The 6,000-nt window shown below is 36.4% G+C and carries 4 protein-coding genes; 1 reads left to right on the top strand and 3 read right to left on the bottom strand.

The features are described 5' to 3' along the window. Positions 1-315 precede the first annotated feature (315 nt). The gene (gene acnA, locus M983_RS16165) at positions 316-2,991 is read right to left on the bottom strand and encodes an aconitate hydratase AcnA (protein WP_066753402.1); all 2,676 of its coding nucleotides are present in this window, start codon (positions 2,989-2,991) and stop codon (positions 316-318) included. Positions 2,992-3,207: 216 nt separating this feature from the next. Between acnA and M983_RS16160 the strand changes: the two genes are divergently transcribed. Further along, a complete protein-coding gene (locus M983_RS16160) occupies positions 3,208-4,077 on the top strand; it encodes a hypothetical protein (protein WP_245684059.1) in 870 nt (289 codons plus the stop codon). 59 nt (positions 4,078-4,136) lie between these two features. Here the strand turns inward: M983_RS16160 and cysB are convergent, their stop codons facing one another. Next, entirely contained in the window at positions 4,137-5,111 is a 975-nt protein-coding gene (gene cysB, locus M983_RS16155; protein ID WP_066753396.1) for an HTH-type transcriptional regulator CysB, read from the bottom strand. Positions 5,112-5,424: 313 nt separating this feature from the next. After that, positions 5,425-5,952: a superoxide dismutase family protein gene (gene sodC / locus M983_RS16150; protein WP_066753393.1), complete on the bottom strand. Its 528-nt coding sequence runs from the start codon at positions 5,950-5,952 to the stop codon at positions 5,425-5,427. Positions 5,953-6,000: the final 48 nt, after the last annotated feature.

The following is a 6,000-nucleotide window of genomic DNA, read 5'->3' as shown; positions in this document are numbered from 1 at the left end:
ATCAACTCGCTCTATTCTATACAACGTAATATCTTTATACTTCATTGTGTTATTTGTAATTTTATATTTATCCATAAAATACCTTTCACCTAATTCATTTAGTGTTTATTTCACAAGAAATGGGGATGTTTTCATTTTAAAGTGTTTTCAAATTATCTTATATATTTTTATATAACATAACCCTGTTAATTTTTTCTCATTAAAATAAATCAACGTATTTATAAATAAAAAAACCAACCCTAAAATTAATAGAGTTGGCTTTTTTTTTATTTTTAATACCTAGCTAATTTTATTAACTAAGTACGTTAAATAGCGTTATAACATATTACGAATAACGTAATGTAAGATCCCACCATGCTGGAAATAAGCAAGTTCGGTTGTTGTATCTATACGACATCGCGCCATAATTTTCTTACTTTGACCATCTGCAAATGTCATATTAACCACTACATCTTGCCCTGGAGTTAATGTATTCAGTCCTGTAATTTCTATTTTTTCATCACCTTTTAAGCCTAATGTTTGGCGTGTTACACCCTCAGGAAATTCTAAAGGTAAAACGCCCATTCCAATTAAGTTTGAGCGGTGAATACGCTCAAAAGAGCCAGCAATAACAACACGAACACCGAGTAAACGGGTTCCTTTAGCCGCCCAGTCACGGCTAGAGCCTGAACCATATTCATTACCTGCAATAATCGCTAATGGTCTATTCTCTTGTTGATAACGCATAGCCGCATCATAAATAGCGAGTGTTTCGCCAGTTGGAATATAACGAGTGAATCCGCCTTCAACACCAGGAACCATTTCATTACGAATACGAATATTAGCAAAAGTACCTCGCATCATAACTTCATGATTACCTCGTCGAGAACCATAAGAGTTAAAATCTTTTGGCTCAACACCATGTTCACGTAAATAACGTCCTGCTGGGCTATCAGCTTTAATATTACCGGCTGGTGAAATATGGTCTGTCGTTACCGAATCACCCAATATTGCTAAGATATTTGCACCATGAATATCTTTGATTGCCTCAGGGGTTTTAGTCATGCCTTCAAAGAAAGGAGGATGACGAATATACGTAGAGTCTGCTTGCCAAGCATAAACAGGGGTATCTTCTATTTTCAATGATTGCCAAGTTTCATCACCATCAAAAACAGCAGCATATTCTTTATGGAACATTTCTGTTTTTACTTTTTCAACAGCATGAGCAATCGCAGTGCTATCAGGCCAAATATCTTTGAGATAAACTGGGTTACCCTGTTTATCTGTCCCTAATGGATCTTTAGCTAAATCGATATTCATATTGCCAGATAATGCATAAGCGACAACTAAGGGAGGTGATGCTAGCCAGTTTGTTTTAACTAATGGGTGTATTCGACCTTCAAAATTGCGGTTACCTGATAGCACTGCAGCTACAGTGAGATCGTTTTCTTTAATCGCATTTTCGATTGGTGTTAATAATGGACCTGAATTACCGATACATGTCGTGCAACCATAACCAACTAAATTAAATCCTAATTCATCAAGGTAAGGCGTTAATCCCGCTAATTTAAGATAATCAGTGACAACCTTTGAGCCTGGCGCCAAAGATGATTTTACCCATGGTTTGCGCTGTAAACCTTTCTCAACCGCGTTTTTAGCCAACAAGCCAGCTGTCATTAATACAGTTGGGTTAGAAGTATTTGTACATGATGTAATAGCGGCAATAACAACTGCGCCATCCGTTAAATCAAAAGGTTTATCGTGGTTATTAATTTTGACTTGGGGAAAATGACTTAATCGTTTTTTATTAGTCTCAAGCTCTAAAGCCGCTTTAAACGCATTAGGTACATTTGCAAGATTAACTCTGTCTTGAGGTCGTTTAGGACCTGCCAAGCTGACGTCAACGGTTCCCATATCTAGTGATAATGTGGAGGTAAAAATAGGCTCATCACCAATATTTCGCCACAGTCCTTGTTCTTTACTATAAGCTTCTACAAGCGCTATTTCTTGTTCTTCTCGCCCTGTTAAACGAAGATAATCAAGCGTTATTTCATCAATAGGGAAAAAGCCACATGTTGCACCATATTCTGGCGACATGTTAGCGATTGTCGCTCTATCAGCGAGTGGTAAAGTTGCAAGGCCATCACCGTAAAATTCAACAAACTTACCAACCACGCCATGAGCACGCAACATTTGAGTGACGGTTAATACGAGGTCAGTAGCTGTTATTCCTTCTCGTAATTTACCCGTCAGTTTAAAACCGACAACATCAGGAATAAGCATTGAAATTGGCTGACCTAACATCGCGGCTTCTGCTTCAATACCCCCGACACCCCAACCTAGTACACCTAATCCGTTTATCATGGTTGTGTGAGAATCAGTACCCACCAGCGTGTCAGGATAAGCAATATGATGCCCATCTATCTCTTCAGACCATATTGCTTTACCTAGATATTCAAGGTTAACTTGGTGACAAATCCCTGTACCAGGAGGCACAACACGAAAACGTTCAAAAGATTGCTGACCCCAACGTAAAAAGAGATAACGCTCATAATTACGTTTCATTTCTATTTCAACGTTATCTGCAAATGCATTTTGTGAAGCATATTCATCTACCATCACAGAATGGTCAATCACCAAATCAACGGGTGATAGCGGGTTAACTTTAGCAACTTCGCCACCTAACGCGTGAACAGCTTCTCGCATTGCGGCTAAATCAACGACGGCAGGTACACCAGTAAAATCTTGCATTAACACTCTTGCTGGTCGATAAGCAATTTCACGTGAAGCATGTGCTGTTTTTTGCCACTCAACTAATGCCTTGATGTCATCTTCAACAACCGTGTCATTATCTAAATAGCGAACTAAATTTTCTAAGAGGACTTTTAATGATTTAGGAAGGCGATCAATATCACCCAATTGACGAGCAACTTCAGAAAGTCGGTAATATTTATATTTATGATTACCAACAGAGAGCTTAGAAAGACTCTCCTTTTTTAAGCGTAACGACATAGCTCCTCCTTCTTATTTTTATACTGATAGTGCATAAACCATCAAATAGGTAAGGTTATATATTAAACATACCATATAAAGTAGCATTTCGCTTAAAGACCACACATTTTGTTAACAAGATGTTATTAACATCACAAGGCTAATAAAAATTAATCTCTTAATTTGAAGTTAATTACGATTTAATGGAAGGGTTATTGCCGATTAAGGATAATGAAAATGAATAATAAACAATCCAACTTACAAAAAAATATTAGGCAGGCAAATGACTATTTTTCAGAAGCTATCAAGCCACCGTACCCTCAATCTATAAAAATAGATTCATTGCATTCTCAAAATATAAAAGACACAGAAGGCCTTGTTCAATTTATCATTGCTTCGCCTAAAACATTTCAGCCAGCTGAAATAAAAAAAATGTCTCAACTAAAAGATATACAAATCGCCTTGATTTCTATTATGGCCAATCATCTTGCTATGCTAAAAAAAGAAAATAATGAAGCCTATTACCAGCCACAACATTGGATAGAGGCATTAAATCATTTACCATTTTTAGGACCTAATAAAGTTGAAACTAAAAAGTTAGATAAACAGACATGTGATTTTTCTATCGCACAGTCATTTGTACAACTATTATTAGGCACCGCAATTAATATCGCGTCTCCTTCTCTTGCAGAATTTATCGAGTTCTTACGTAAGCAAGGACAGCAAATAGAGATTGGATTGCGGGATTCATTTGATACTTATAAGACCATTACCATTGCTGGCGTCACTGAGATACTAAATCATAATAACAATCTTATTTTTGTTCCTAAATTTAAAATACTCAGTATTCTTTTCTCCTATCAGTCTGCAAAAATGTTATTAGCAAGCTGTATTGGTAGAAAATTTACACTTTCATTAGAGTATTCAACCATCACCACTATCTTTGATATCGCAGCATTAGATGATCCGCTAGTTAACCAACAGTTTTATGATTTTTTAAGAAAATATCGTCAATTGAGTATTACAAAATCAGATGCTTTCTTTAGTGGGGATTTTATTTGCGATAACGTTTTAGCAAAAAACGAGAATAAGAAAGGAAAAGAATAAAAGAATAGTAAATAAAGGCGGAATTCAATATAACCGCCTTTATATTGGTAAATATCTTATTACACTATAGGTAATTCAATATCTTTAAACAGTTCTTCAATTTCTTCATTACTGCGTAACGTACTGGCTTGTTCTACTAAATTACGAGTAAGATGAGGTGCAAAACGCCACATAAAATCATACATATAGCCACGTAAGAAACCACTACGACGAAATGCTATTTTGGTTGTGCTATAACTAAATTTATCGCGCATATCAATAGCCACTAAATCACTATCAAGTACAGGATCAAACGCCATACTTGCAATAACACCAATGCCTAAATGTAATCTAACATACGTTTTTATTACGTCAGCATCAGTGGCAGTAAAAACGATTTTTGGTTTTAAACCGACTTTACCAAATGCATCATCAAGATCAGAGCGCCCTGTAAATCCATGTGTATACGTCACAATGTCGTATTCAGCAAGCTCTTCAAGGCTCACCTCTCGTTTTTGTGCTAATGGACTGTCTTTTGATACAACAACAATACGATTCCAACGATAGCAAGGTAGCATGACCAAATCATTATAAAGATGAAGTGATTCAGTCGCTATCGCAAAATCACTTTTCCCTCTGCAAACATCTTCTGCGATTTGTGTTGGCGAACCTTGATTCATGTGCAATGAAACATCAGGATAGCGCTCAATAAATCCTTTAATAACAGGAGGTAACACGTAACGAGCCTGTGTATGAGTTGTCGCAATAGATAGCGAACCTCGATCTGGATAAGTATGTTCACCCGCAGCAGAACGAATAGCTTCTGTTTTTGTTAAAATTTCACGTGAAAGTCTAACAATCTCTTCACCAGCAGCAGTGACATGCGTTAAATGCTTACCACTACGAGAAAAGATTTGTATGCCTAATTCATCTTCTAACATACGGATTTGCTTACTTATACCCGGTTGAGATGTATACAAACGCTCGGCGGTCGTGGAGACGTTTAAATCGTTATTTACCACTTCAACAATATAACGTAACTGCTGTAGTTTCATAGAGACGCTATCCCTTCAAAAATAACTTATTATTCCATTATTCTATTTATAACCATATAACTAAAAAGAATAATAAAGATGTATCATATAACCACTATATCACTTATTTCATTTTGGTCTAACGTAATTCTCTAGGTTATTTAGGTTTTATTATATCGAATCAGTATAAGCTATAAATATTTATATAAAAAATACTATTAGCATAGCGATTTACAGAGTAAATAAATCAAATCAGAGAGGACTGGCGCTAATAAAAAGCCTGATTCCGTCATCATACGTCAATCAGGCTTAGTTAATTTTTTATAATAAAGTATTATTTTATAACACCGCATGCCATTCTTGCGCCACCACCGCCTAAGGCTTCTGGTGTATCAGAATAATTATCGCCACCTACATGTACCATCAATGCCTTATCTTTAATCTGATCAAGCTTAGTCAATTTAGGGGCTAATACAGCATAATCAGCAATCCCTTGGTCATTCACCACAAGACCAGGTAAATCACCTAAATGTCCCTCTTTGTTATAAGGACCTAAATGGACGCCTTTATTCTCTGGATCAAGATGACCACCTGCTTTTAATGCCGGTACTGCTTTGCCATCTTTTATATCAGGTTCACAAGAACCATTAGCATGAATATGGAAGCCATGAATACCGGGCACTAAGCCTGTTAGCTTAGGCGTAAATAACAAACCATAATCGGTTTCAGTGATTGTGACCATACCAAGAGAGTGACCAGCACCTGAAGGCAATGCTTCATTTAACGTAACATCTAATGTAGCCGCACTTGCAACTGAAGTCGCAAATAAAAAGCTCGATAGCAGAACAGTTTTTAGTTTCATAACATCACCGAATTATAATTTTTAAAATAAAATATCAGGTAAATCGAT

Source organism: Proteus myxofaciens ATCC 19692, assembly GCF_001654855.1.
Classification (GTDB): Bacteria; Pseudomonadota; Gammaproteobacteria; order Enterobacterales; family Enterobacteriaceae; genus Proteus; species Proteus myxofaciens.
The sequence above is the reverse complement of the archived record's forward strand: the minus strand, read 5'-3'. Positions and strand labels throughout refer to the sequence as shown.

Excerpts from the sequence above, each read along its gene's own strand:
- acnA (WP_066753402.1), bottom strand. The coding sequence starts at position 2,991 with ATGTCGTTACGCTTAAAAAAGGAGAGTCTTTCTAAGCTCTCTGTTGGT.
- M983_RS16160 (WP_245684059.1), top strand. The coding sequence starts at position 3,208 with ATGAATAATAAACAATCCAACTTACAAAAAAATATTAGGCAGGCAAAT.
- cysB (WP_066753396.1), bottom strand. The coding sequence starts at position 5,111 with ATGAAACTACAGCAGTTACGTTATATTGTTGAAGTGGTAAATAACGAT.
- sodC (WP_066753393.1), bottom strand. The coding sequence starts at position 5,952 with ATGAAACTAAAAACTGTTCTGCTATCGAGCTTTTTATTTGCGACTTCA.